This is a genomic window from uncultured Georgenia sp. (genome assembly GCF_937958535.1).
Lineage (GTDB): Bacteria > Actinomycetota > Actinomycetes > Actinomycetales > Actinomycetaceae > Oceanitalea.
In genome coordinates this window covers 1-24,406 of record NZ_CALGNQ010000268.1, presented here as the reverse complement: position 1 = coordinate 24,406, position 24,406 = coordinate 1, and the positions used below count along the sequence as shown (strand labels likewise).

Here is a 24,406-nt window from a genome sequence, read left to right as displayed (position 1 = left end):
GGCGCCGGTCGGCGTCGGGCGCACGGTATCGCCACACGCCTGCCGTCCATGGTAAGCGTCCGACCAGTTCTACCGTAGTCGGTCGAGTTCCGCCCGCAGCGGACGGGCCAGGTCGCCCCGTGCGTCGTCGTCGACGACGACGGCCTCGGCACCGAGCCAGCCCGCCATGGTGCGCAGCTCGTCGGCGAGCTCGCCGACGACGGCGGACGGCGCGGGCCAGCCGGCGCGGGCGGCGGCGTCGGGGCCGGGCTCCTCGGTGAACGCGGTGCGGACGCGGAGGCGGGCGCCGTCGCGGTCGTGCTTGAGGTCGACCCGGGCGACGAGGTGCTCACCGAGCAGGAACGGCAGCACGTAGTAGCCGTGGGTGCGCAGATGGGCGGGGGTGTAGATGCCGATGCGGTAGTGCATGCCGAAGAGCTCGAGCAGCCGGCGACGCTCGAAGACCAGCGGGTCGAACGGCGCCAGCAGGGCGCGCGCTGTCGTCCGGCGCGGGACGCGGGCCCAGGTGTTGAGCCAGGTGGGCCGGTCCCAGCCGGCGACGGTGACGGGAACGAGCTCGCCCTCCTCGACGAGCTCGTCGACGGCCTGCCGGGTGACGCGCTGACCGAGGCGGAAGTAGTCGGCGAGGCAGCGCAGGGTGGCCACGCCGTGGGCACGGGCGGCGATGCGGACGAGCTCGCGGGCGGCGTCGGCAGGCTCCGGGGTGGGTCGGTGCCGCACGTGGGGTGGCAGGACGCGCTCGGCGAGGTCGTAGACCCGCTCGAACTGGGTGGTGCGGCGGGCGGCAGTGAGCTCACCGGAGTCGAAGAGCGTCTCGAGGGCGACCTTCGCGGTGCTCCAGCGCCAGCCCCACCCCTCGTCGGCTCGCTCGGCGTGGTGGGCGTCGACGAACGCCTCGACCTCCCGGCTGGTCAGCGGGCCGTGCTCGGCGACGATGTCGCGCACCGCCCGGAGCAGTCCGGGGTGCTTCGCCTCGAGCGCGGCGGGGTCCATCCCGGCCCAGCGGCGCCGGGTCCAGGCGACGAGCGGGAAGGTGTCGACGGGGACGTAGGAGGCCTCGTGCGCCCACGCCTCGACGATCCGTCGCGGTGCGCGACCCGCGGCCCGTTCCACCAGCGCGGTGTCGTACGGCCCGAGGCGTGCGAAGAGCGGGAGCAGATGGGCGCGGGCGAGGACGTTGACGGAGTCGATCTGCAGGACGCCGAGCCGCTCGACCGTGCCCGAGACGTGCCGCATCGTCACGGTCGTGGGACGGGGGCGGTCCAACCCCTGGGCCGCGATGGCCACCCGCCGGGCCTGGGCGAGGGTCAGCATGCCGGCACCTGCCGACCGCCGTGGGCGTGGCGACGCCCGGACGGGCCGGGACCCCGTGGGACCCCGGCCCGTCGTCGGTCGCGTCGTCAGGCGCTGGCCTCCTGCGGCTGTGCCTTCGGCTGCACCTCGTAGTTGAGGCGGATGACGCCGTAGGTCCAGCCGCGGCGGCGGTAGACGGCGCACGGCTGCATGGTCTCCTCGTCGATGAAGAGGTAGAACGGGTGGCCGACGAGCTCCATCTCGTAGAGCGCCTGGTCGACGCTCATCGGCTCGGTGTCGTGCAGCTTCTGGCGCACGATCACCGGCGAGTCACCGAGCTGCGACTCCACGGCGACGCCCGGCTCGGTCGGCGGCGTCGGCACGGTGGGCATCTCCTCGTCGGTCTGCTCGGGCTCGGTGGCCGGCACCGGGACGGCCGGCTTGGTCGCGCCGCGGCGCTTGTGGTTCTTGCGCCGGTCGCGCGCGCGCCGCAGCCGCTCGAGCAGCTTCGTCGTTGCCAGGTCCAGGGCCGCATAACGGTCGTCGGCAGCTGCCTCCGCACGGATGATCGGTCCCCGGTCGATCACCGTGAGCTCGACGCGCTCGGCCCGGTCGGCGAGCCGCGGGTTCTGCTCGCGGGTGATCTCCACCTCGATGCGGTGCGCGCGCGGTGCCAGCTGCTCCACCTTCGAGAGCTTCTCCTCGAGGTGGGTGCGGAAGCGCTCCGCGACCTCGGTGTTACGGGCAACAACGGCGATGTCCATGGTGACCTCCGTCAGAGAGAGTGAAACCGTCGGTTTCTGCTGCGAGCCGCCGTCCTCGGCGGGTGAGGAAGCCTCACTCACCTCCTCTCCGTGAAGCACGCCCCGTCAGGGCTCGCCCGCCTCCGAGAACCGGACGGCGAGACGATCGGGCTTCCATACAAGAACGGTAGTCGACCCCACGGCCCTGGACCTGCGCTGTTGGTCCCAGATGTCCCGGTGTCCCACAGGGTGAACACGGCCGTCGGCCCACAGGGTGAACACCTGCCGTCGGCGAGCCGGGAGCCCGGGCGGCCCGGCCGCTCGCCGGTCCCCACCCTCGCCCGGGTCGTAGGTCTGTGCTCTTGTGTCACGTCCGGGCCGACGACCAGGCGCACACAAGGAGGACCTCGCGAGCGGCAGAGGCGAGCACCCCGACGTGGTGCCTCAGGTCGGCAGCGGAGTGGGAGGGCTCGTGCTGGGTCACGTGGGTGGGTCCTGGCCCGATGCCCTGCGGAGCACCGTGCACATGGGCAGGGTCGGCACTGGTGTCCGCCGCTCGGCCTCCTCCCGGCGGTGTCAGCGGCGGGGACCGGACGACGTCCCAGGGATCCTTCCCGGGGGTGGGGTGGCCGCCACGACGAGGCCACCGGCGACGCGGGCACCCGCCTGGGCGAGCACGCGGGCGCAGGCGGCGAGGGTGGCGCCGGTGGTGAGGACGTCGTCGACGAGGAGGACGACGTCCTCCGGGCCGGGCGGGCTGAGCAGGCGCACGCCCGTGGCCCGGTTGCGGCGACGTGCACGCAGGTCGAGCCCGTGCTGGTGCCGCCGTCCGCCGGAGCGGCGCAGGAGGTCGACGGAGCGGACGGTCCGTCCCTCCCCCGCGACCCCGGACTCCGCGATCCCCGCGGCGACGGCGTCGGCCAGGTCGGCGGCGACCAGCTGCCCGCGGAGCCGGCGCCGCAGCCCCGAGGGCGCCGGGACGACGAGCACGTCCCCGGTTCCGCCGAGCACGAGGTCCGGGTCGTGCGCCCACCGCCGGGCGGCCGCCCGTGCCCGTTCCAGCAGCAGGCGCGCGACGTCCTCCCGGCCGGTGCGCTTCCAGGCCAGGACGACGCGGCGCACCGGACCGGTGTAGTCGGCCAGGGACCACACCGGCAGCAGGCCGGCGTCACCGGGCAGGGCGAGCACGGGGGCGTCCGCGTCGCTGCGCACCGGTGTGGTCGACACCAGCGCGCGGCAGGCCGGGCACACCGCCTCGTCCCAGGCGTCGCAGCCGGCGCAGTCCACCGGCAGCACCAGGTGGAGCCCGTCCGCGAGCGCCGCACGGGCCTGCTCCACGAGGGACAGTGCCGGACGCATGCCGCAGGTTCCCGCACCGATGTTCTGCCCACCGGCTCGGGCAGCTCGGCCTGCGGTGCCGGTGGCACGACTTCGGCCCTGTGGAGCAACGCCGCACGGCCGGGCGCGGCAGGGCCGGCGCGACCGGCGCCGAGGCCTGGCACTGCACTTCACGGCGCGCGCCACCGTTCGCAAGGCCCCGGCCTCCCCCGTGGGCGCAGTCCGCCAGCGAGCACCCGAGACGGGGAGGTCATCCGGGAGGGGCGGGTCGAACCGTCGCCGCGCGGTCCCGGCCTCGCCACGTGGCGCACCGCGGCCACGGAGCACCCCCGAGACAGCGGGGTCAGCCCGGGAAGGCCGGGTCGAACACGTCGGTCGCGGCCAGGTTCCACCCCAGGCCGTTCCGCTCGTAGAGCTCGCCGTCCTCCGTGCCGAGGACGAGCGTGCGGTCCCCGGTCCCGGCGGTGATGCGCGTGGCCCCGGCGACGGGCGGCAGGTCGGTGGTCGGACCGCCGATCGGGACGAGGTGCACCGCCGGCGCCCCCTCCCCCGTCTGTGCGCCCAGGACGGCGACGGTCTGGTCGTCGACCCACGTGACCGCCTGCGCCGGGCCGACCGACTCCCCGATCCGCACCGGGTCGCCGAGCGCCAGCGGGCGGGAGTCGACGTCGCGCAGCACCGCCGCGACGTCCACCTGGGAGACGCCGTCGGTCCGCGAGACGACGACGGCGCGGGCGCCGTCGCGGGAGATGCGCAGCGAGAGCACGTCCGCCCCGTCCAGCCAGCGCGCCCCCACCCGCACGACGGTGCCGTTCGGCAGGACCGCCTGGACCGCCCCCTGGTTCGCCCGCGGGGTGGTCCAGATCCACCCGTGCCGGTCGATCGAGGGCGCCACGAGGTCCTGCCCGGTCAGCAGCAGGGTGCCGGGGTCGGTCTGGGTGGGCAGGGTGACCAGCCGGTCGGTGCCGTCGAGCGCGACCGGCCGCCCGGGCAGGTCCTCGTAGGGCAGCGCCGGCATCCGGGGGTCGGCAGCGATCCCCGCTCCGGACATCGGCACGAGGCCCGAGCCGGTGAACCGCTGCGGCACGCCCTCGGCGATGACGACGGGGCTGCCCGTGACGTAGGGGTTGCGCAGCAGGTCGGGAGCCTCGTCGACGACGAGCGGGGTGCCCCCGACGAGCACCTCCACGGACTGCACGGAGGGCACCGAGCGCAGCGACTCCTCGAGCTGGGCGAGCATGAGCGCCTGCTGACTCGGCGCGGTGGCGAGCGGCTCGGCGGAGAGCTCCACCCGGGCGACGCCGTCCGTGACGGTCACGGTGTCCGAGACGAGCTGGGTGCCGGTCGGCAGCGCGGTCGTCACCCCGCCGACGAGCCAGGACGACGGCCCCTCCAGGAGGTGGCGCACGATGAGCGACGGCGCGCTGCGGCTGGGGTACCAGCGCGTCTCGGGGACGAGCGCCTCACCGTCGGGGCTGAGGAAGTACAGCCGGTAGCTGTCGTACTGGGCCTCGAACACCACCGGGGAGATGAGGATGCCGTCGTCGAGGTCGACGATGCGCCACTGGCCGTCGGCGGTGCGGGCGAGGGTGAAGTCGAGCTCGACCTGTGTGTCCGGCGCGGCCTCGGTGTAGCGGCCCTGGGCGTCGATGCTCCCCTCGGCCGTGGCGCTGGCGCGCACCGCGCCCTCGTCGGTCTGGGAGAAGGTGATGTCCCGTGCGGTGTACACCCGGACGTACGCGCGCGGGTTCCAGGTCTGCGCCACCGGCCCGGCGAGGTACTCCCGCGCGACGGCGAACTCGTCCCCGCCGCCGGCGGCGACGGCGCGCAGGAAACCCTGGACGATCTGGTGGGCCGTGGCACCGGGGGTGGGTCCGTAGGCGATGAGCGTGACGGAGCTGCCCTCGGGCGGCAGCGGGTCCGCGGCCCGCACCGGCCCGGAGTCGGGGATGCTCACGCAGCCGGCCAGCGCCAGCAGCGCCGCGACGGCGACGAGCAGGCGGGCGCGCAGCGTGCGGTGCCGGGCCCCGCGGTGGAGGAGACGTGGCACGGTCATCGTCCTCCCGTGCTCTCCAGGTCGGGCCGGGGAACGACGTCGTCCTCGGCCTCCGCGACCGGCTCGGCGTCCGCCGGGGCGGCGGGCAGCGGCAGCGGCGAGGAGGAGATGACCATCCCGGCGCTGCGCGGCAGGGTGAGCCGGAAGGCCGCCCCCTCCCCCGGCCTGCCCCACGCGTCGAGCGTGCCGGCGTGCAGCCGCGCGTCCTCCAGGGAGATCGACAGCCCCAGCCCGGTGCCGCCGGAGGTGCGGGCGCGGGCCGGGTCACCGCGCCAGAACCGGTCGAAGACCCGCCCCGCCTCCTCCGGTGTCATGCCGGCGCCGTGGTCACGTACGAGGACGGCGACCGCGGTCTCGTTGACCCCGACGGAGATCTCGATCGGTCTGCCCTCACCGTGCTCGATCGCGTTCACCAGGAGGTTGCGCACGATGCGCTCGACGCGGCGCGGGTCGATGTCGGCGTCGCACGGGCGGCCGGGCCCGGTGACGGTGATGGGCGACCCGGTGCGCTCGGCGAGCGGGGAGGCGAGCTCCACGGCGTGGGCGACGATGTCCTGCAGGTCGCGCCGCTCGATGTCGAGGACCGCCGCGCCGGCGTCGAACCGGCTGATCTCCAGCAGGTCGGCGAGCATCTGCTCGAAGCGGTCGATCTGCGTCTGGAGCAGCTCGGCCGAGCGCCGCACGGCGGGGTCGAAGCTGTCCCGGTTGGCGTGGAGCACCTCGCTGGCCATGCGGATCGTCGTCAGCGGGGTACGCAGCTCGTGGGAGACGTCGGAGACGAAACGCTGCTGCAGGTGGGAGAGCTCGGCCATGCGCTCGATCTGGTCCTGCAGGCTCTCGGCCATCTCGTTGAAGCTGCGCCCGAGGGTGGCGAGCTCGTCGCGCCCGCGCACGTCCAGCCGCTCGTCGAGCATCCCGTCGGCGAGCCGCTCGGCGGTACGCGCCACCTCACGCACCGGGCGGAGCACCCGCTGCGCGATGAACCACGTCATCGCGCCGAGGAAGATGAGGAGCGTGACGGCACCGGCGCCGAGCACCTGGGAGACGAGCCGGAGAGTGTCCTCCTCCGGGGCGAGCGTGTAGACGGTGTAGAGCTCGTAGTCCCCGACGACGGGCAGCGTCACCTCCGAGCCGACGATGATCCCGGGCCCGCCGCCCAGCGCAGCGGGCAGCGCGATCGACTGCCAGTGCTGGCCGCCCTCGCCCACCGCCTGGCGCATCTCGTTGGTCAGCACCGACTTGTCGAGCAGCCGCTCGTCCATCACCGGCTCGTTGATGAGCACCTGCGCCGTCTCCGACGGGCTGCGCAGGAGCATCGCGCCGACGACGCCACCCCCGCCCCCGCGGCTGCGGTCGACGACGTCGAAGGCGAGCTGCTGCACCTGCGGCCCGGTGTTGGCGATCGCGCCGTCGAAGGTCTGCTGGGCGGACCGGGCGCGGGTGGCGGCGTCGAGGAGGATCTCGTCGCGGCGGGCCTCGAAGAGCCCGTCACGGATCGTCACGCTGACGACGGCGCCGAGCAGGACCAGGCCGGCGACCCCGACGAGCACCGTCGTGGTCGACACCCGCAGGCGCAGCGACGACCGCCACCGGTCGACGACGCGTGCCGCCCACCCGACGGGGCGGGCGTCCTGCCGGTCACTGCTCATCGGCTCACCGCTGCGGGTTGCCCGCCCGGTAGCCGACGCCGCGCACGGTCACGACCACCTCGGGGTTCTCCGGGTCCTTCTCGATCTTGGCGCGCAGCCGCTGGACGTGGACGTTGACGAGCCGGGTGTCGGCGGCGTGGCGGTACCCCCACACCTGCTCGAGCAGCACCTCGCGGCTGAACACCTGCCACGGCTTGCGGGCCAGCGCGAGGAGCAGGTCGAACTCCAGCGGGGTGAGCGGGATGACCTCCTCCCCCCGGGTCACCTGGTGGCCGGCGACGTCGATGACGAGGTCGCCGATGGTCAGCCGCTCGGTCTGCGGACCGGTGGTGCGACGCAGCCGGGTCTTGACCCGCGCGACGAGCTCCTTGGGCTTGAACGGCTTGGGGATGTAGTCGTCGGCCCCGGCCTCGAGCCCCGTGACGACGTCGAGGGTGTCGGACTTGGCGGTGAGCATGACGATGGGGACACCGGACTCGGCGCGGATGAGGCGGCACACCTCGATCCCGTCGAGGCCGGGAAGCATGAGGTCGAGCAGCACGAGGTCGGGCTGCTCGGTGCGGAAGACGTCCAGCGCCTGGGCTCCGTCGGGGCACATGATCGTCTCGAAGCCCTCGCTCTGCAGCACGATGCCGATCATCTCGGCGAGCGCGGTGTCGTCGTCCACCACCAGAATGCGAGCGTTCATGGGGACTATCGTCGCATTGTCCGTGGCGCTTCCGGTGTGCGCCACTCGTCGACGGCGAGGGGCCGGTCCCCGCCGCTGTACATGGGACGATGACCGCGGACCACAAGCGGAGGTGTGCGATGAGCCAGCAGCCAGGCTCGGGCGACAACGACGAGCATCCCGAGGTGCCGCCGGCCGACGGGCAGCCCGGCACCGCCCCGTACGGGCAGGACGGCCGGCAGGCCGGGGCCGCCGGACCGACCGGGGCGCAGCCCGCACCGTCGGAGCAGTACGGACGGCAGGCACCGGGGGCGCCCGGGCAGTACGGGCAGTACGGGCAGTACGGCCAGCAGCCACCGGCCACCCCGGACCAGTACGGCCAGTACGGCCAGCAGCCACCCGCCCCCGCCGACCGGTACAGCCAGTACGGCCAGCAGCCACCCGCCCCCGCCGACCAGTACGGCCAGTACGGCCAGTACGGCCAGTACGGCCAGCCCGGCGCCGGCGGCTACTACGGGGCCGGTTTCGTCCCCGTCCCCACCGCCGTCCAGCCCGGCATCGTCCCGCTGCGCCCGCTCACGCTCGGGGAGATCTACGACGGCGCCTTCCGCGCCATCCGCAGCAACCCGATGGTGATGTTCGGGCTGGCGATCATCGTCATCGGTGCCGGGTCCGTGCTCCAGATCGGTCTCATGGCCGCATTCATCGGCTACATCGAGCAGGCCGAGCGCACCGGCTCGCTGGACGAGCTCGACGCCGCCCTGGGCATCGGCACCCTCGCCGGGATCCTGCTCAGCTCGCTCGCCATCGGGTTGGCCACCCTCGTGCTCGAGGGGCTGGCGATCATCTCGGTGAGCGAGTCCGTCATCGGACGCAAGATCGCCCTGGCGGACGTGTGGCAGCGCGCCAAGGGACGCATCTGGCGGCTCATCGGGCTCTCGGTGCTCCTCGGCCTGGCCACGGTCATCGCGATCGGCGGCGCCGTCCTCGTCATGGTCGTCGTGTCGATCGCCGTCGTGGAGGCCACCGACGACCCGTGGCTGCTCATCATCCTCATCCCGGTCATGCTCGTCGCGCTCTTCGGCGCCATCGCGTTCTTCGTCATCCGGCTGATGTTCGCCACACCGGCGATCATGCTCGAGGACGCGCGCGTGTTCGCCTCGCTCTCCCGCTCCTGGCAGCTGACCAAGGGCCACTTCTGGCGCCTCTTCGGGATCATGCTGCTGACGACGGTGCTGGTGAGCATCCTGGTGAACATCCTCGCGGTCCCGTTCAGCCTCATCGGCAGCTTCTTCGCCGCGCAGGACCAGATCCTGCTGCCGCTCATCCTCTCCTCGATCGGGCAGCTCGTCGGCTCGGCGCTGTCGATCCCGGTCATGGCGGCCGTCCTCGCCCTCCTCTACGTCGACGTCCGGATGCGGAAGGAGGGCCTGGACGTCGAGCTCGCGCGCGCAGCGCAGGGTGGATGACGGCGCGGGCCATCGTGTGGGCGGGGGTCCCGGTCGAGCCGGACGCCGACGAGGCGCGCCGCTGGGCGGAGGAGGAGCTCTCGCGCAGCGTGTACGACGACCGGCCCAACCTCCTCGAGCGGCTGTGGACCTGGTTCCTCGAGCTGCTCGAGCGGCTCACCGACCTCGAGGCGTCCGCCCCGCCGAACCTCGTCCCGGTGCTCGTGGTCCTCGGTGCCGTGGTGCTCATCGCCCTCGCCCTCTATCTCGCCGGGCCGGTGCGCACCCGGCGGCGCGCCACCCGGGGCGCCTCCCACGCCGTCTTCGACGACACCGAGGCCACCAGCGCCGACCTCACCGCCGCCGCCGACGCCGCCGCCGACCGCGGCGACTGGGCCCTCGCCGTCCTCATGCGGTTCCGGGCCATCATCCGGTCCCTGGACGAGCGGGCGCTGCTCGACGACCGTCCCGGCCTCACCGCGCACGAGGCGAGCACCGCCGCGGCCGCACGCCTGCCGGACTGCGCCGCCGGGCTCACCTGGGCCGGGCGGCTGTTCGACGACGTCTGCTACGGCTCCGTCCGCCCGCGCGCCACGGACGACGCCCGGCTGCGCGAGCTGGCGTCCGCCGTGGCCCGGAGCCGGCCGGTGAGCCCCGCCGCCGTCGGCGCGACCTGGACGGTGACCCCGTGACCGCCGTCGCCGCCCCACCCGCCGAGCGCACGGACACCGCCGGGGCACCCGACGACCGGCGCGTCAGGCGCCGCCAACGCTTCTTCCTGGCCGTCGCCGCCCTGTTCGCGGTCGCGGCGGTCGTGGCGATCGTCGTCGGCCGTCAGACGACGTCGGTGGTTCCGCTCGCCCCCGACAACCCGCGCCCCGCCGGCGCGCAGGCGGCCGCGACGATCCTGCGCGAGCAGGGCGTGCGGATCCACACGGTGTGGACCACCGACGACGCGGTGCGCGTCGCCGGCCCGGACACCACCCTGCTCGTCACCGCGACCGGTCGCCTGGACGACGAGCAGCTCGCCGCCGTGCGTGACACGGGCGCCGACGTCGTCCTCACCGACTTCACCTTCCTCCCCGACCTCGAGCCGCTCACCGACCGCGTCACGCCCTCCCCGGCGGGCAGCCCCGACCCGGTCGCGGCCGAGTGCGCCGACCCGCACGCGACGGCGGCCGCCCGGATCTCCCACAGCACCGGGGCCGTCGAGGCCCTCGGCGACGACGTCGAGCTGTGCTTCCCCACCGCCGACGGCGCCGGCGCGCTCGCCATCTGGGAGGAGGACGGGCAGCGCTTCGCCGCGTTCGCCGACCCCACCCTGCTCAGCAACGAGCGCCTCGCCGACGCCGGCCACGCCGCCCTCGTGCTGCGCCTCCTCGGCGCCCACGAGGACCTCGTCTGGTACCTGCCCACCATCGGCGACTCGGTGGGTGGCGGCACCGACGAGGGGATCGGGGCGGTGCTGCCGCCCACCGTCACCGCCGTCGGGCTGCAGCTGCTCGTGCTCGGCGTCGTCGTCGTGCTGTGGGGCGGGCGGCGGCTGGGCCGGGTCGTCACCGAGCCGATGCCCGTCGTCGTCCGCTCGGCCGAGACGACGCTGGGACGCGGCCGCCTCTACCGGCGCTCCCGCGACTACCGGCACGTCGCGGCGGGCCTGCGTGCGGGCACCGCCACCCGGGTCGCGGCGCGGCTCGGGGTGCCCCGGTCGGCGCGGGCCGAGGTGCTCGTCGCCGCCGTCGCCCGCGCCACCGGCCGGGACGAGGCCCAGGTCGGCGCCGTCCTCTACGGGCCGCCGCCCACGTCCGACGCCGAACTCATCCGACTCACCCGCGAGCTCGACACCCTGGAAAGCGAGGTCCACCCGTCGTGACCACCCCCGACGAGCACCGCCCGTACCCGCCGGTCCCGCAGGCCGCGGGCCCCTACCCGCCCCCGCCGGCGGCGGCCCCCGCCCCCGGTGGGCCGAGCCCGGCCGTCCCGGCCTCCGCCGCTCCCCCGACCGGGCCGGCACCCGCCGGGCCGCCCCCCGTCCCGCCGTCGTCCTCCCCCGCCGACGACTCGCCCCGCGCCCGCCTGGCGGCACTGCGGCAGGAGGTCGGCAAGGCCGTGGTCGGCCAGGACGCCGCGGTCACCGGCCTCGTCATCGGGCTGCTCTGCCGCGGGCACGTCCTCCTCGAGGGTGTGCCGGGCGTGGCCAAGACGCTGCTCGTGCGCACCCTGGCCGCGGGCCTGCACATGGACACCAAGCGGGTGCAGTTCACCCCCGACCTCATGCCCGGCGACGTCACCGGCTCCCTCGTCTACGACTCGCGCACCGCAGAGTTCTCCTTCCGCGAGGGCCCGGTCTTCACCAACCTCATGCTCGCCGACGAGATCAACCGCACCCCGCCCAAGACACAGGCGTCGCTGCTCGAGGCGATGGAGGAGCGCCAGGTCTCCGTCGACGGCACCCCGCGGCCGCTGCCCGACCCGTTCATGGTCATCGCCACCCAGAACCCGGTGGAGTACGAGGGCACCTACCCGCTGCCCGAGGCCCAGCTCGACCGTTTCCTCCTCAAGCTCATCATGCCGCTGCCCGAGCGGGCCGAGGAGATCGAGGTCCTCAACCGGCACGCCCACGACTTCGACCCGCGTGACCTCGCCGCCGCCGGCGTGCGGCCCGTGGCCGGCCCGGAGGACCTCGCCGCGGCGCGCGAGCAGGTGGCCCGGGTGCAGGTGGCCCCGGAGGTCTTGGGCTACATCGTCGACGTCTGCCGGGCCACCCGGACCTCGCCGTCGCTCTCGCTCGGGGTCTCCCCGCGGGGCGCGACGGCGCTGCTCGCCACCTCGCGGGCGTGGGCCTGGCTCAGCGGCCGGGACTACGTCACGCCCGACGACGTCAAGGCGCTGGCCCACGCCACGCTGCGGCACCGGGTGCAGCTGCGGGCCGAGGCCGAGCTCGAGGGTGTCACCGCCGAGACGGTCCTCGACGGCGTGCTGCGCACCGTCCCCGTCCCCCGCTGACACCATGGCCCTGACCCGACGTGCCGTCCTGGTCGCTGCGGTCGGCGTCGTCCCGGCGCTGCTCGTGCCGCGGACGTCGACGGTGCTCGCGTGGACGCTCGTGCTCGTCCTCGGCGTGGTGGTCGACCTCGTGCTCGCGGCCTCCCCGCGGGCGCTGCAGCCGGTGCGCACGGTGCCGCACTCGGTGCGGCTGGGAGAGCCGACGACGTCGACCCTGACGCTGACGAACACCGGGCGCCGCACCGCCCGGCTGCTCGTGCGCGACGCGTGGGTGCCCTCGGCCGGCGCGGAGGACAACCGCCACCGGGTCACCGTGCCCGCCGGTGAGTCCCGCCGGGTCCGCACGACGCTGCGTCCCACCCGCCGCGGGGACCGCGAGGCCGACCTCGTGACGCTGCGCTGCCACGGCCCGCTCGGGCTGGCGGGCCGCCAGCGGTCGCTGCCCGCCCCGGCCCGGCTGCGGGTGCTGCCCGCCTTCGTCTCCCGCCGTCACCTGCCCTCCCGGCTCGCGCGGCTGCGGGAGATGGACGGCCGGGCCGCGGTGCAGGTGCGCGGCGAGGGCACGGAGTTCGACTCGCTGCGCGAGTACGTCATCGGGGACGACGTCCGCGCGATCGACTGGCGCGCGACCGCCCGCCGGGGCGACGTCGTCGTGCGCACGTGGCGCCCGGAGCGCGACCGCCGAGTCTTCATCGTCATCGACGCCTCCCGGCTCTCCGCGGCCCGGCTCGGGGACGCGCCCCGGCTGGAGGCGCAGATCGAGGCGGCGCTGCTGCTCGCGGCCCTGGCCTCGCGTGCCGGGGACCGGGTGGCCGTCGTCGCCGTCGACTCCACGGTGCGGGCACGGGTGTCCGGGGTGCACGGTCCGCGGCTCATGTCGACGCTCGCCGAGGGGCTGTCCCAGGTGGAGGCCTCACTCGTCCAGGCCAGCTGGCCCACGGTCACCCAGGTGGTGCGCGACTCGCTGTCGCAGCGGGCGCTGGTCGTGCTGCTCACCGCGCTGGACACCGCGGCGGTGATGTCGGACCTGCTGCCCGTCCTCGGTGCGCTGACCCGGGACCACCAGGTGGTGCTCGCCTCCGCGGCCGACCCGGAGGCGGAGGAGATCCGCACCCGCCGCAGGACCAGCGAGGAGATCTACGACGCCGCCGCGGCCGAACGCGCCGCCCTCGAGCGTGCCGCGGCGGCCATGCGGCTGCGGCGCCACGGGGTCGAGGTGGTCGAGGCTCCGCCGGACGACCTCCCACCCGCCCTGGCGGACACCTACCTCGCGCTCAAGGCGGCGGGCCGGCTCTGACGTCGGTGACAGAGGGCACATCGGCGCGCGGGGCGACCCGCCCGGCCGTACGCTGATGACGGCGGCCGGGAACCGCCTCGCCCTCACCGCCCCCCGAACTCCCGAGGTATGCATGGACCGCAGGCTGGTCATCACCGCTGACGACCTGGGCGTGGACGCCGCGACCAACGAGGCCATCGTCGAGCTCATGCGCGACGGCCTCGTCTCCGCGACCACCCTCATCCCCGTCGCCCCCGCCGCCGCCGACGCGGTCGATCGTCTCCGCGCGGCCGGCCTGGGTGCGCCACGGCTGCACTTCGCCCTGTCGAGCGGCCGGGAGTGGGAGTGGGCCGGCTGGCGGCCGCTCGCCCCCGACGTCGTCTCCCTCACCGAGGAGGACGGCACCCTGCCCGTGTCACCCGCCGGCGTCGAGCACCGGGTCGACCCTGCCGACGTCGCGCGTGAGCTGCTCGCCCAACTCGACTGGATGTCCCGGCTCGGCCTGCGCCCGACGGGGCTGGACTCCCACGCGGGCACGCTCTACGGGTTCCAGGGACGCTCGCTCGCGGACCTCGCCGTCGACTTCTGCGCTGCCCACGACCTCGCGTTCCGGCTGCCGCGCAAGCTGCTCACCGTGCTCCAGCTCGCGGTCCGCGGCCTGCGTGGCGCCCACCGCCGCGCGGTGCAGCGCGCCGACGAGCACGGGGTGGCGCTGCCCGAGGCGCTCATCAGCGCCTGGCTGCCCGGCCGGATGGTGCTGAGCTACGCCCAGCTGCGCGGTGAGGTCATCGCCCAGCTCCGGGGGCTGCCGCCGGGCACCTCCGAGCTCATGGTCCATCCCGCGCCGCGCGCCGCGGCCGGCCGCATGCTGCCCGCCGACGGCCGGAAGCGGATGTGGGAGCTGCGCCTGCTGCGTGACCCGGCCTTCCACCGGGCGCTGCGCCGCGAGCGCATCTCCATCGTCCCGGCCTGGTGACTCAGCCCGCCTGGGCCAGGGCGTAGCCGGCCTGGTCGGCGTCGAGGTCACCCGTCTCGCCGGCGCGCACCGCCCGGCGCCCGAACAGCAGCGTGTACGTCCAGTACCCGGCGAGCAGCAGCGCCCCGATGGCGATCTTTGCCCACGTCGGCAGCGCCGACGGCGTGACGAAGCCCTCCACCAGCCCGGAGACCGCGAGCACGAGGACGAGCCCGAGCGCCACGACGAACAGCGAGCGGCCCTCCTCGGCGAGCGCCCGGGAACGGGTCCGCGGCCCGGGGGCGACCCAGGCCCAGAACAGCTTCAGCCCGGCGCCGCCGGCGATGAAGATCGCGGTGAGCTCCATGAGCCCGTGCGGGAGGATGAGCCCGAAGAACACGTCGAGGTGCCCGTGGGCCGCCATGATCCCGCCCGAGGACCCGACGCCGACGGCGTTGGCGACGAGCACGTAGACCGGGAACACGCCGCTGATCCCCAGACCGATGCACTGCGCGGCGATCCACGCGTTGTTCGTCCACACCTGCCCGGCGAAGTCGCCTGCCGGATAGTTGGAGTAGTAGGCCGCGAAGGCCTCCTCCGCGTACTGCTCGAGCTCGGCGGGGGTCCCCAGCGACGCGAGGGCGGCCGGGGTGGTGGCCACCCACCAGCCGCTGACGGCGCCGAGCGCGACGAAGGCGACCCCCACCCACACCGTCCACCAGCGCACCCGGTAGAACGCGGCGGGGAGGGAGCGGAGGAAGAAGCGCGACACGTCGGACATCCGCGCCTCGTGGGTGCCGGCGATGCGGCCGCGGGCGGTGGCGAGCAGCCCGGACAGCTCGCTGACGAGCAGCGGGTCGGGCGCCTTGGTGCGCAGCGCCGAGAGGTGGCCGGCGGTCGTCTGGTAGAGGATGACGAGCTCGTCCGCCTCCGCGCCGGTGAGCCGGCTGCGGGAGGACAGCGCACGCAGCCGGTCCCACTCGGGCCGGTGCACCGCGGCGAAGGCATCGATGTCCACGCGGGTACCCTGCCACACATGACGACGCACGCGGCTCACACCCCCGGCCGTGCGCTCCGGGCGGCCGACCTGGCCGACGACCTCATCATCACCGGCGAGGCCGTGGCGCTGGAGGTCCGGCCGGCGGCCTTCCTGCTCCGGGTGGTCGGTGGGCTCATCGACGCCGCCTGCTACGGCGTCGTCCTCCTCGCGCTCGCCCTCGGGGTGCTCGCCCGCCTCGACTACGTCAACGAGGCGCGGGCCGCGACGGTGACGATCGTGACGGTCGCGGCCGTCGTCGTCGTGGCGCCGACGCTGGTGGAGACGCTGACCCGGGGACGCTCCCTGGGGAAGGCGGCCACCGGGATCCGCATCGTGCGTGACGACGGCGGACCGATCCGCTTCCGCCACGCCTTCATCCGGTCCCTGACCGGGCTGGGTGAGCTGTGGTTCACGGCCGGCTCGATCGCCGTCATGACGGCGCTGCTCAACGGGCGGGGCAAGCGGCTCGGGGACCTGCTCGCCGGCACCTACGCCGTGCGCACCCGCGGCGCGGACCGCAAGGCACCGCCGCTGCTCATGCCGCCCGAGCTGGAGCAGTGGGCGCGAACGGCCGACATCCGCGCGATGCCCGACGGCCTGGCCCTGGCGGCGCGGCGCTTCCTCGACCGCACGGGCACCCTGGACCCCGCCTCGCGGGAGCAGCTGGGCCGGCAGCTGGCTGCGCGGGTGGAACCGCTCGTCTCCCCGCCGCCGCCGTGGGGCACCCACCCCGAGCGGTTCCTCGCCGCCGTGCTCGTCGCCCGTCGGGACCGGGAGTACGCCGTGGGGGTGCGCGCCCGGGACCGGCTCGCCGAGACCACCGCCGAGCTGCGCCGCCTCCCCTACCAGATGGGGTAGGTTCGCGGCCTGGTGCGGCGCGGCCTCACCCGGGCCGCAGACCGTCGTCGGACCGGGAGGACAGGCATGTGGCGCAGGACGACGGGGCGGTGGCGGCGGGCCATGTCCGCGCTCGCCCTCGTCGAGGGGCGGAGCCCCGCGCTGCCCGCCTCCCTGCAGTGGCGCCGGTTCACCGCCACCGACGCGGCCGCCTGGGGCGAGCCGCCCCACCCGCTCCTGCCGCGCGGCGTCCTCCCCGCGGACGTCGAGGACCCGGTGACGGTCACCGCGCCGGTGAGCGCCGACGCCGTCCTCCTCGGCAAGTTCGACCGCGGCCGGCAGGTCCGGCTGCGGGCGTTCTACGCGGAGCCGGGGCTGAGCCTGCGGCTGCAGGCCGGCTCCCGGCACCCCGGCCGCCCGCACGGGGTGAGCCGCAGCGTCCGGGCGGCGCAGGTGGTCGGTGAGCACCGACCGGAGCTGATGCCGACGATGGTCGACCACGGCACGCTCTTCCGCGGGCGCACCGCCTACCTCGTGGAGGAGACCGTCCACGGCCGGTCACCGCGCAGCCCCGAGGAGGTCTTTCGGGCGATGGCGGTCGTCGCGCGGGAGCTCGCCGCGGTGCAGCGGGCGGTGGGCGTCTCGCCCCGTCGGCTCTCCGAGGTGGTGCCCGAAGCGTTCCGCGAGCGCTGGCGCCAGGCCGTCGCCGACGGCCACGTGCCCCCGAAGATGGCGGCCCGGGTGGACCGCATCATCGACCGGGACGAGCTGCTCGAGGTGAGCTTCACGCACGGCGACCTCGTCTCCTCCAACGTGCTGTGGGTGGAGGACCGCGTCGTCCTCATCGACTGGGAGTACGCGGACGTCCGCCCCATCGCCTTCGACCTGGCCAAGATCCACGTCAACGCAGGCCCGGCCGGGCCTGCCGTGGCGGTGCTCGAGGACGCGCTCGACGGGCTCGTCGGTAGGGGCGAGGGTCACTACTCGCTGGTGGAGCAGCTGCTGCTCGCGCACGTCGTCGTCCTCTCACGGCTGGAGGCCCGGATGGAGCGCGCCCGCGCGGCTCAGCGGCTGGAGCCGCTGCGTCAGCAGACCCACAAGCGGGTGCGGTCCATGCGCGCCCTCTTCGCGCTGCTGTAGGTGCCGACGACCACACGCAGATTCCTCCGACCGGCTGGACCGCGCACGCGGCGGACGACGGCGACGGCGCCCTACTCCGTCACCGCGAACACCCCGTGCGCCCCGCGCTCGGCGTCGACCATCGCGTGGGAGACGAACGGGTAGGTGCCCGCCTCGGGGAACTCGAGCTCGACGAAGCCGCCCTGCGCCGCGACGAGCGGCAGCACCTGGCTGCCGCCGGTCCCGTCACCGATCTCCTCAGGCCCGCCGAGACGGTAGGCGCCCTCGTCGTACACGGTGTCGAACTGCCCGCCGACGACGTGGAACGCCGACCCGCGGTTCGGTCCGGCCGCCAGCACCCACACCCGGACCCGCTCGCCGACACGGGCGGTCAGCGGCTCGTGGTCGTACTGGTTGGGGTAGCCGTTGAAGACGACGAGGTCGGGCCGCTCGGCGGCGATGGCCGCGGCGTCGGCGGTCCCGCCCGGCTCGCCGAGGTAGACCTCGGACTGGACGAGGACGTACTCCCGGTCCACCGGCTCGAGGCCCGGCGGGTCGATGACCACGGCACCGAACATGCCCTGGGCGATGTGCATCGACATCGGCATCGTCGAGCAGTGGTACATCCAGATGCCGGCGCGCTCGGCGGTGAAGCGGTACACGAGCGACTCCCCGGGGGCGATGGTGCGCATCGGCTCGTCCGGGGCGAGCGCGCCGGCGTGGAAGTCGACGGAGTGGCCGATGGTGCCGTCGTTGACGAGCGTGATCTCGAAGACGTCGCCGACCTTGCCGCGCAGGGTCGGCCCCGGGACGGTGCCGTTGAACGTCCAGCGCTCCTGCTCCACGCCGGGAGCCACCTCGGCGGTGACCTCGGTGACGGTGAGCGTGAGCTCGTGCACGTCGGCCTCGGGGGCGGGCGGCAGCTCGGCCGGGTGGGCGGCGAAACCGGGGCCGGGCTCGGCCAGGAGGTCCAGCCCGGCGCGCGCCGGGCGGTCGGTGCCGTGGTGGTGGCTCAGCCCCGAGGAGGCCGCCTCGTCGTCGGCCGTCACGTCGCCGGCGCCGACCGCTCCCACGGCCACGACGTCGAGCGTCATCCCCATCTGTCGGTGCCCGGCCACCGAGCACCACCCCTCGACGTCGCGGCCGACGACCCCGAGGTCGATCTCGGCGCTCTCGCCGGCGGAGAGCCGACCGGAGCGGGCGCCGTTGTCGAGGACGAGGTCGTGGACGTCGTCGTCGGTGTTGACCAGCTCGACGACGAGCCGGTCCCCCACCGGCACCTCGATCACGTCGGGCACGAAGCGCATGTCCCGCGCCTCGACCCGCACGGTCGTGGTCCGTCCGGTGGCGGCGACGCCGTCGTCGGCGTCCGCGCCGGCCAGCCCGGCGGCCGCCGGGTCGCCCGCGACGCCGAGGACGACGGCGAGCGCCACCGCGCCCACCCCGTGGAGCACGCCGAGACGGCGCGGCACGGGCGGCGGACCGGTGCGGAGCGTGGCGGCGATGACCTCGCCCGAGCCCTCCCGCTCGAGCCGGCGGCGCACCCACAGCGCCCGCCCGAGGAGGACGAGGAAGGCCGACAGCCCGGCCAGGCCCAGGAGCGAGGTCGTCACCCGCACGAGGCTGGGCAGCGGGAGCAGGAAGAGGGCGAGGCAGAGGTTGACGATGACGACGCGCGCTCCCGCCGCGCGGTTCATCTCCTCGTCCACCCGGCGCACCACCCGGGGGCCGCCGCCGAGCATGACCGGGGCGAGGTAGCTCAGCGCTCCGAGGAGCACCTGGCCGGCGAACCCGGCGGCGTACGGCGCGGCGAGGACGCCGAGCGAGTCACGCAACCCCGCCCAGTCCGACGCCGTGGCCGTGAGCACCGCGAGGACCACGAGGCTGAGGACCAGCCAGGCCACGGCGGCGACGGCGCTGAACGTGCCGTAGCTGCGCGGCGGCCTGGTCCGCGCAACCGTGACCATCGGCCGCACGACGAGCACCACGCCGGTGAGGTAGCCGGCGACGGCGAGCACCACCAGCCGCGGCTGGTCGAGTGCGACGGCGACCCACACCGCGGCGACACCGCCGAGCAGGACGAGCATCGCGCGGCGGGCGGCGAGCGGCGCGCCGGGCGCCATCTTCGTGCGCAGCATCGTCGGCCACAGGACGACGAGGGTGCCGAGCACGGTGAGGCCCACCCAGCCGAGGAGCATCGTCGTCGTGTGCGCGGTGTAGAGGCGTCCCTCCAGCTGTGCGGACGGTGTGGTGCGGGCGAGCAGGACGCCGAACCACACACCGACCGCCAGGCACAGCCCCGCGCACACGTAGAAGAGGGACAGCGCCCCGAAGCGCGCCATGAGCGCGCCGCGCCGCTGGAGCAGGATGACGACGACGTGGGTCACCGCGACCAGCGTGACGCCGATCCCGCCGGCGACGACGAGCGGCCAGCGGCCGGTGACCACCCCGACGATGACGAGGACGGCGGAGACGGTGTGCACCGCGAGCCGCAGGAGCATGAGGCCCTGCCCGCCGGGGGCGGGACGACCGAGCAGCGTGTCGGCGAAGTGGGCGGACCAGATGAGGATCGCCGTCGTCACCGCCCCGAGCAGCATGAGGTGGACCAGGAGGTAGCCGGCCTCGGGCACCCACCGGTGCGCGACCGCGACGACGAAGGCCGCGAGGAACCAGGCGACGACGAGTGCGTTGACGCGCACGTGCCACGGCCGCCGCGCCATCGGCGGTCGGGTGGAGGGATGGGCGAGACGGCTCATCGGGCCACCTCCTGCGCCTGTCGTGCGCTGTGCTGCTGTCCCACGTGCTCCGTCCTTCCCTGCTGCCTGTCCACGTCGCGTCCCACGTCTCCGGGCGGCGACCCACCGCTGGGCTCCGGCCGCTGCGGTGCCGGCGCGCCGAGCGCGGACCAGACGGCGGTGGCGACGAAGAGGAGGAGGGCGACGATGTTCCCCACGCCACCGGCCTGCACCGCCCACTCCAGGTCATGCGCGTCCCCCACGGCGAGCCGGAACGCGAGGGTGACGTGCAGGAGCACGGCCGGGACGACGAGGGCGGGGTGGTAGGGCAGCGGCCTCCGGAGCACGGCCGGCATGACGACCGGCGCGTGGGCCATGACCATCGAGATGACGAAGCCGAGGAACACGGCGTGCGCGGCGGCGTCGTAGGCCCGCCCTTCGACCTGTCCCCCGACGAGCCAGGTCGCACCGGCGACCCCGAGCCAGAGGTAGCCGGCGAGCAGGCAGCCCGCGATGAAGCGGGGGAGCCCGGTGGCGCGGATGGTCCGCCGGGCGACGTCCTTGACGCCGAGCCACCCGGCGGCGGCGACCAGGGCGAGGCCCAGCAGCGCGAACCCGGCGTCCGGAGCGAGCAGGGAGGTGACCGCGCCCGCGACGACGAGGGCGGCGACCGCCTGGGCCGCGTGTCCGTCACGCGGACGGAGCATCCCGATCCGGGCGAGCTCGAGACGCTCCCCGAGGATGGTCAGGACGAGGTAGCCGACGAGCCACGCGATGAGCGCCGGCACGGCCACCCCGGCGAGCCACAGGGTCGCCGCCGCCACGGCCATGAGGGAGCCGAGCACCTGGACGGCGACGGCGGCGCTGGGCTGGCGGGCGTGGAGCGAGCGGTAGACGAGCAGCCCGGCGACGTGACCGGCGAGGATCAGTCCGGCGCCGGCGGCGAAGGGCAGCACGGAGACGGTGGCGAGCACGCCGAGTCCGACGAGTGCCGGGGCGAGGTAGCCCCAGCCGCGTCCGAGGGCGACCGACCGCTCCAGCGTGATGACGGTGCCGACGAAGCCGAGCACCATGAGCGGGCCGTGCACGTCGGCGAGGTGGGCTCCGACGAGGACGTGCGGCAGGCCGAGGAGCGCGAGCGCGGCGTCCAGGCCGGCAAGCATCCCGAGCCCGCCGATGAGCAGGAAGGGCAGCCGGAAGGAGGTGCGGGTCAGCGGTCCGCGCCCGGGCGCGGCGAGGGACGCCTCACTCATCGCCGACCGCCGGCGGGGCGATCCGCAGCAGGCAGGCGCCGGGCTCGGCGAAGGCCTCGAGGCTCACCCGTTCCGCGGCGACGCCCTCGTGGCCGAGGATCTCCTGGGCCATTCCGAGGTGGCTGGTGCACACGACCTCCGGGTGCTGCCGGGCCAGGGCGAGGACCGGGCAGCGTCGCAGTCGCTGGGTGTACCCGCCGTCCGGATCACGGGTGGTGTGGCAGTCGAAGCCGGCCCGGTCGAGCATCTCGCCGAGCCGTGCCACCGAGTCCGCGAGCTCCTCCGGACGCTCGGCACCGTGCGGCTCTGCGCGCCCGGCGGGAGCTGAGCCCTCGGTGGGACGTGAGCCCTCGGCGGGACGTGAGCCCTCGGCGGGAAGTGAGCTGTCGGTGGGGAGGGGGCTGTCGGTGGGGAGGGGGGTGGGGGCGGCGTGGGAGATGCCGGCGGTGGCGAGCCGGACGGGGCGCGGGGCGTCGACGAGCTGACGCTCGCGGATGGCCCGGCCCCACTCACGGCCGGCGGACAGTGCGTGCTCCACCCGCTCCTGCGGGTCGGGCACCACACGGGCGAGGTGGGTGATGAGCACCTCGGCCAGCACGGCGTACTCCGGCCCGGCGGGCGTGGCAGCGAGGGTCGCGCGGTAGAGCGACGCCGGGCGCCCCCGGCCGGTGGAGCGGCGCAGCGAACGCTGGACGAGCCCGGCGCCGGCGAGCGCCTCGAGGTGCTCGCGGACGGTGTTGACGTGCTGCCCCAGTGCGCCCGCGAGCTCGGCCACCGTGCGGCGACCGCCGAGGTCGATGAGGGCGTCGAGCACCGCCCGGCGGGCCGGTGAGAGCTCCTCACGGGCGATGCCGCGCGTCGGCAGCGGTCCCAGAATCTTTTCCACGGAACCCACCGTACTATTTCCCAGTCCACGGGGGAACGCCCGAGAAGGCGTGACGGGCGACACAAGGTGTCGTACGCTGACACTGGTCAGCAGTTTCCTCCACTCCCGATTGCGGGAAAACTGTTGCCCTGCACGATGACGCGTCACCGATGACGACTCACCCGAGGAGGAACGTTGTCCAAGAAGTCCGTCGGCGCCAGAGTGGGCGTCGCCACCAGCCTCGCGGCGGGGATGCTCCTGGCGTCCACCGTCCCGGCGAGCGCGGGGCCGGTCTCGGCCCCCGACTCACGCAACCCGATCGAGCACATCGTCCAGCACATGACGATCGACGAGCTCATCGGCCAGATGACGTGGACGTTCGTGTACGGCAACTCCGCCGACGACGACTCCATGGCCGCCCAGAACCAGGACCGCTACGGCGTCGACACCCCCGCGGAGGTCGTGGAGAAGTACGACCTCGGCGGCGTCCTCTACTTCGCCTGGGCCAACCCCGTGGTCGTCGACGACCCGGTGGGCACCGCCGAGATGTCCAACGCGCTGCAGGAGGTCTCCGAGGAACGCGGTTCGGGCATCCCGCTCGCCGTGACCATCGACCAGGAAGGCGGCCTCGTCGCCCGGATGGGCGCCCCCGCCACCGTGCTGCCGGGCAACATGGCGCTCGGCGCCACCTGGGACACCGACCTCGCCCGCGCCCAGGGCGAGATCCTCGGCGCCGAGCTGGCCGCCGTCGGCGTCAACGCGAACTTCGCCCCGGTGGTCGACGTCAACACCAACCCGGCCAACCCGGTCATCGGTGTGCGCTCGATGGGTGAGGACCCCCAGAACGTCGCCCGCCTCGGCGTCGCCCAGCTCGAGGGCATGCAGTCCCAGGGCGTCGCCGCGGCCGCCAAGCACTTCCCCGGCCACGGCGACACCGCCGTCGACTCCCACACCGGCCTGCCGATCGTCACCTACGACCGGGAGACCCTCGACCGCCACCTCCTGCCCTTCCAGGAGGCCATCGACGCCGGCGTGGACATGATCATGACCGCGCACGTCATCGTCGAGGAGCTCGACCCCGACATGCCGGGCACCCTCTCCCCCGCCGTCCTCACCGGCCTGCTGCGTGAGGAGATGGGCTTCGAGGGCCTCGTCACGACCGACGCACTGGACATGGCGGCGCTCAAGGAGCTGCCGGACAATCCGCTGGACGACGGCGACATCGCCGTGCTGGCGATCCAGGCGGGCTCGGACATCCTCCTCATGTCCCCGGACGTCGACGCCACCTTCGCGGCCATCAACGAGGCCGTCGACGCCGGTGAGATCACCCGCGAGCGCCTCGAGGAGTCGGTCACCCGGATCCTGGAGTGGAAGGTCGAGCGCGGGGTCTGGCAGGACCCGTACGTCGACGTCGACGAGGTGATGAACGTCGTCGGCACCGCCGAGCACGCGGCCACCGCCCAGGAGATCGCCGAGCGTTCGGTCACCCTGGTCCGCAACGAGGGCGTGCTGCCGCTCGACACCGACCAGTCCGTGTTCGTCACCGGCTGGGGCCAGACCGGGGTGGGGAACCTCGTCGCGGCCTTCGAGGAGCGCGGCGCCGCGGCCACCGGGCTGTGGACCGCGAACTTCCCGACACCGGAGCAGATCGCCCAGGCCGTCGAGGCCTCCGCGGGCCACGACGCCATCGTCCTCATGACCCACACCCCGGCGAACGCCGCCCAGACCCAGGCGCAGCAGGACCTCCTCGCGGCGCTCCTGGACACCGGCACGCCGGTCGTCCAGGTCGCCGTCCGCAACCCCTACGACGTAGCCTGGGGTGCCCCGGCCGCGATCGCCACGTACAGCTACCAGCTGCCCGTGCTCGGCGCCATCGCCGACGTCGTGCTCGGCAACGTCGAGCCCAGCGGCAAGCTGCCGGTCAACGTCCCCGAGCTCGACGGCGATGGCGTGCTGTACGAGATCGGTCACGGGCTCGGCTACGAGACCGACGAGCCCGAGCCACCCGCCCCGCGGTACGGCTTCTTCCTCACCAACGACTGGGCCGGCGGGGACGCCGACATCCACTTCATGTACGGTCGGCACACCGACGAGGTCCTCATCGGTGACTGGGACGGCGACGGCAAG

Annotated in this window: 19 protein-coding genes; 9 read left to right on the top strand and 10 right to left on the bottom strand. The window is 74.5% G+C overall.

From position 1 onward, the window contains the following. Positions 1-69: 69 nt before the first annotated feature. The 6 genes from Q0195_RS14710 to mtrA form a co-directional block, all read right to left on the bottom strand. The gene (locus Q0195_RS14710) at positions 70-1,314 is read right to left on the bottom strand and encodes a crosslink repair DNA glycosylase YcaQ family protein (protein ID WP_299279864.1); all 1,245 of its coding nucleotides are present in this window, start codon (positions 1,312-1,314) and stop codon (positions 70-72) included. 86 nt (positions 1,315-1,400) lie between these two features. Next, entirely contained in the window at positions 1,401-2,057 is a 657-nt protein-coding gene (raiA, locus tag Q0195_RS14705; RefSeq protein WP_299279863.1) for a ribosome-associated translation inhibitor RaiA, read from the bottom strand. 555 nt (positions 2,058-2,612) lie between these two features. Further along, positions 2,613-3,395, bottom strand: a complete 783-nt coding sequence (locus tag Q0195_RS14700; protein ID WP_299279861.1) for a ComF family protein — start codon at positions 3,393-3,395, stop codon at positions 2,613-2,615. A gap of 322 nt (positions 3,396-3,717) precedes the next feature. Beyond that, positions 3,718-5,430, bottom strand: coding sequence for an LpqB family beta-propeller domain-containing protein (locus Q0195_RS14695; protein WP_299279859.1), 1,713 nt, complete (start codon positions 5,428-5,430; stop codon positions 3,718-3,720). Next, positions 5,427-7,079 carry an MtrAB system histidine kinase MtrB gene (gene mtrB / locus Q0195_RS14690; protein ID WP_299279857.1) on the bottom strand — a complete coding sequence of 551 codons (1,653 nt, stop codon included), beginning with the start codon at positions 7,077-7,079 and terminating at the stop codon, positions 5,427-5,429. Before mtrB ends, Q0195_RS14695 begins: the two co-directional genes overlap by 4 nt. Positions 7,080-7,083: 4 nt before the next feature. Continuing rightward, positions 7,084-7,767 (bottom strand): MtrAB system response regulator MtrA, encoded by a 684-nt coding sequence (gene mtrA / locus Q0195_RS14685; protein ID WP_299279855.1) that lies wholly within the window; start codon positions 7,765-7,767, stop codon positions 7,084-7,086. 119 nt (positions 7,768-7,886) lie between these two features. Here mtrA and Q0195_RS14680 point away from each other — a divergent pair, with 119 nt between their 5' ends. The 6 genes from Q0195_RS14680 (at position 7,887) to Q0195_RS14655 (ending at position 14,452) form a co-directional block, all read left to right on the top strand. Further along, complete coding sequence (locus Q0195_RS14680; RefSeq protein WP_299279853.1) at positions 7,887-9,215, top strand: glycerophosphoryl diester phosphodiesterase membrane domain-containing protein; 1,329 nt, start codon at positions 7,887-7,889, stop codon at positions 9,213-9,215. Then, positions 9,212-9,886: a DUF4129 domain-containing protein gene (locus Q0195_RS14675; RefSeq protein ID WP_299279851.1), complete on the top strand. Its 675-nt coding sequence runs from the start codon at positions 9,212-9,214 to the stop codon at positions 9,884-9,886. Before Q0195_RS14680 ends, Q0195_RS14675 begins: the two co-directional genes overlap by 4 nt. Continuing rightward, on the top strand, positions 9,883-11,067 hold the full coding sequence (locus Q0195_RS14670; RefSeq protein ID WP_299279850.1) for a DUF4350 domain-containing protein: 1,185 nt from the start codon (positions 9,883-9,885) through the stop codon (positions 11,065-11,067). The genes Q0195_RS14675 and Q0195_RS14670 overlap by 4 nt, the downstream gene beginning before the upstream one ends. Beyond that, positions 11,064-12,200, top strand: coding sequence for a MoxR family ATPase (locus Q0195_RS14665; RefSeq protein WP_299279849.1), 1,137 nt, complete (start codon positions 11,064-11,066; stop codon positions 12,198-12,200). The genes Q0195_RS14670 and Q0195_RS14665 overlap by 4 nt, the downstream gene beginning before the upstream one ends. A gap of 4 nt (positions 12,201-12,204) precedes the next feature. Next, complete coding sequence (locus tag Q0195_RS14660; protein WP_299279847.1) at positions 12,205-13,497, top strand: DUF58 domain-containing protein; 1,293 nt, start codon at positions 12,205-12,207, stop codon at positions 13,495-13,497. A gap of 112 nt (positions 13,498-13,609) precedes the next feature. Continuing rightward, on the top strand, positions 13,610-14,452 hold the full coding sequence (locus tag Q0195_RS14655; protein WP_299279845.1) for a ChbG/HpnK family deacetylase: 843 nt from the start codon (positions 13,610-13,612) through the stop codon (positions 14,450-14,452). Between the two features lies 1 nt (position 14,453). Here Q0195_RS14655 and Q0195_RS14650 read toward each other — a convergent pair whose 3' ends face one another. Further along, the gene (locus Q0195_RS14650) at positions 14,454-15,449 is read right to left on the bottom strand and encodes a stage II sporulation protein M (RefSeq protein WP_299279843.1); all 996 of its coding nucleotides are present in this window, start codon (positions 15,447-15,449) and stop codon (positions 14,454-14,456) included. An 18-nt stretch (positions 15,450-15,467) separates the two neighbouring features. Here Q0195_RS14650 and Q0195_RS14645 point away from each other — a divergent pair, with 18 nt between their 5' ends. Further along, positions 15,468-16,328, top strand: coding sequence for an RDD family protein (locus Q0195_RS14645; RefSeq protein ID WP_299279841.1), 861 nt, complete (start codon positions 15,468-15,470; stop codon positions 16,326-16,328). Positions 16,329-16,430: 102 nt separating this feature from the next. Continuing rightward, positions 16,431-17,447 (top strand): phosphotransferase, encoded by a 1,017-nt coding sequence (locus Q0195_RS14640; RefSeq protein ID WP_299279840.1) that lies wholly within the window; start codon positions 16,431-16,433, stop codon positions 17,445-17,447. Between the two features lie 71 nt (positions 17,448-17,518). On the opposite strand, the gene Q0195_RS14635 is transcribed toward Q0195_RS14640, so the two are convergent. Genes Q0195_RS14635 through Q0195_RS14625 form a run of 3 tightly spaced genes read right to left on the bottom strand, consistent with a single transcriptional unit; the run spans position 17,519 to position 22,300 of the window. Further along, positions 17,519-20,182: a multicopper oxidase domain-containing protein gene (locus Q0195_RS14635; protein WP_299279838.1), complete on the bottom strand. Its 2,664-nt coding sequence runs from the start codon at positions 20,180-20,182 to the stop codon at positions 17,519-17,521. Further along, a complete protein-coding gene (locus Q0195_RS14630; RefSeq protein WP_299279836.1) occupies positions 20,179-21,414 on the bottom strand; it encodes a hypothetical protein in 1,236 nt (411 codons plus the stop codon). Before Q0195_RS14630 ends, Q0195_RS14635 begins: the two co-directional genes overlap by 4 nt. Next, positions 21,407-22,300 (bottom strand): helix-turn-helix domain-containing protein, encoded by an 894-nt coding sequence (locus tag Q0195_RS14625; RefSeq protein ID WP_299279834.1) that lies wholly within the window; start codon positions 22,298-22,300, stop codon positions 21,407-21,409. The genes Q0195_RS14630 and Q0195_RS14625 overlap by 8 nt, the downstream gene beginning before the upstream one ends. A 174-nt stretch (positions 22,301-22,474) precedes the next feature. Here Q0195_RS14625 and Q0195_RS14620 point away from each other — a divergent pair. Beyond that, positions 22,475-24,406 (top strand): glycoside hydrolase family 3 protein (locus Q0195_RS14620; RefSeq protein ID WP_299279832.1); only part of this gene is annotated, 1,932 nt, incomplete at its 3' end.

Excerpts from the sequence above, each read along its gene's own strand:
- Q0195_RS14710 (WP_299279864.1), bottom strand. The coding sequence starts at position 1,314 with ATGCTGACCCTCGCCCAGGCCCGGCGGGTGGCCATCGCGGCCCAGGGG.
- raiA (WP_299279863.1), bottom strand. The coding sequence starts at position 2,057 with ATGGACATCGCCGTTGTTGCCCGTAACACCGAGGTCGCGGAGCGCTTC.
- Q0195_RS14700 (WP_299279861.1), bottom strand. The coding sequence starts at position 3,395 with ATGCGTCCGGCACTGTCCCTCGTGGAGCAGGCCCGTGCGGCGCTCGCG.
- Q0195_RS14695 (WP_299279859.1), bottom strand. The coding sequence starts at position 5,430 with ATGACCGTGCCACGTCTCCTCCACCGCGGGGCCCGGCACCGCACGCTG.
- mtrB (WP_299279857.1), bottom strand. The coding sequence starts at position 7,079 with ATGAGCAGTGACCGGCAGGACGCCCGCCCCGTCGGGTGGGCGGCACGC.
- mtrA (WP_299279855.1), bottom strand. The coding sequence starts at position 7,767 with ATGAACGCTCGCATTCTGGTGGTGGACGACGACACCGCGCTCGCCGAG.
- Q0195_RS14680 (WP_299279853.1), top strand. The coding sequence starts at position 7,887 with ATGAGCCAGCAGCCAGGCTCGGGCGACAACGACGAGCATCCCGAGGTG.
- Q0195_RS14675 (WP_299279851.1), top strand. The coding sequence starts at position 9,212 with ATGACGGCGCGGGCCATCGTGTGGGCGGGGGTCCCGGTCGAGCCGGAC.
- Q0195_RS14660 (WP_299279847.1), top strand. The coding sequence starts at position 12,205 with ATGGCCCTGACCCGACGTGCCGTCCTGGTCGCTGCGGTCGGCGTCGTC.
- Q0195_RS14655 (WP_299279845.1), top strand. The coding sequence starts at position 13,610 with ATGGACCGCAGGCTGGTCATCACCGCTGACGACCTGGGCGTGGACGCC.
- Q0195_RS14645 (WP_299279841.1), top strand. The coding sequence starts at position 15,468 with ATGACGACGCACGCGGCTCACACCCCCGGCCGTGCGCTCCGGGCGGCC.
- Q0195_RS14640 (WP_299279840.1), top strand. The coding sequence starts at position 16,431 with ATGTCCGCGCTCGCCCTCGTCGAGGGGCGGAGCCCCGCGCTGCCCGCC.
- Q0195_RS14635 (WP_299279838.1), bottom strand. The coding sequence starts at position 20,182 with ATGAGCCGTCTCGCCCATCCCTCCACCCGACCGCCGATGGCGCGGCGG.
- Q0195_RS14630 (WP_299279836.1), bottom strand. The coding sequence starts at position 21,414 with ATGAGTGAGGCGTCCCTCGCCGCGCCCGGGCGCGGACCGCTGACCCGC.